Genomic DNA, 1,216 nt, shown 5'->3' with positions numbered 1-1,216 from the left:
CCGGTGTTCGCCGAGCGGATCACCGAGTGTGCGGCGGCCCTGGAGCCGTTCATCGACTGGTCGTTGATCGATGTGCTGCGTGGGGATGCCGACCCGGGTCTGATGGAGCGGGTCGACGTCCTTCAGCCGGCGAGTTTCGCGGTGATGGTGGGTCTGGCGGCCGTCTGGTCTTCGGTGGGTGTCGAGCCCGATGCGGTGCTGGGGCATTCGCAGGGTGAGATCGCGGCCGCGTGTGTGTCGGGTGCCCTGTCGTTGGAGGATGCGGCTCGGGTGGTGGCGCTGCGCAGTCAGGCCATCGCCGGGCAGCTCGCCGGGCGGGGTGGCATGGCCTCGGTCGCGCTGAGCGAGGGCGAGGCGGCCGGGCGGTTGAAGCGCTGGGCGGGCCGCGTGGAGGTCGCCGCCGTCAACGGGCCGTCCTCCGTGGTGATCGCCGGTGACGCCGAGGCGCTGGACGAGGCCCTGGAGGCGCTGGCCGCCGACGGGATCCGGGTACGGCGGGTCGCGGTGGACTACGCCTCCCACACCCGGCATGTCGAGGACATCCGCGACACGCTCGCCGACACCCTCGCCGGAGTCACGGCCAAGGCCCCGTCGATCCCGTTCTACTCGACCGTCACGGGGGAGTGGATCGAGAACGAAGGCGTCCTGGACGGCGGCTACTGGTACCGCAACCTCCGCAGCCAGGTCGGCTTCGGCCCCGCGGTCGCCGCCCTCCTGAAGCAGGGCCACGGCGTCTTCGTCGAGGTCAGCGCCCACCCGGTGCTGGTCCAGCCGATCACCGAGATCCTCGACGACACCGGCACCACGGTCACCGGTTCCCTCCGTCGCGAGGACGGCGGCCTGCGCCGTCTGCTCACGTCGATGGCCGAGTTGTTCGTGCGCGGCGTCCCCGTCGACTGGTCCGGCATCCTTCCCGAGGGGGCCACGTCGGGCCGCGTGGACTTGCCCACGTACGCCTTCGACCACCAGCACTACTGGCTCCAGGCCACCGACGCCCCCACCGATGCCACCTCCCTCGGGCTGGCCGGTACCGATCATCCGCTGCTCGGCGCGATGGTGGAGCTTCCGCACTCCGACGGGCTGGTGTTCACCTCCCGCCTGTCGCTCAAGGCGCAGCCCTGGCTCGCCGACCACCGGGTCGGCGGCGTGGTGCTGGTGCCCGGCACGGGGCTGGTGGAGCTGGCCGTGCGGGCCGGTGACGAGGCCGGCTGCGGGG

Annotated in this window: 1 protein-coding gene; it reads left to right on the top strand. The window is 72.2% G+C overall.

All coding sequences use genetic code 11. The features are described from left to right. Nucleotides 1-1,216, top strand: a 1,216-nt coding sequence (locus ABZ885_RS41570) for an acyltransferase domain-containing protein (protein WP_360200458.1), incomplete at both ends; no start/stop codon positions are given.

The organism is Kitasatospora sp. NPDC047058, from assembly GCF_040643935.1.
In the GTDB taxonomy this organism is placed as follows: domain Bacteria; phylum Actinomycetota; class Actinomycetes; order Streptomycetales; family Streptomycetaceae; genus Kitasatospora.
This window is presented reverse-complemented; position numbering and strand designations above follow the sequence as displayed.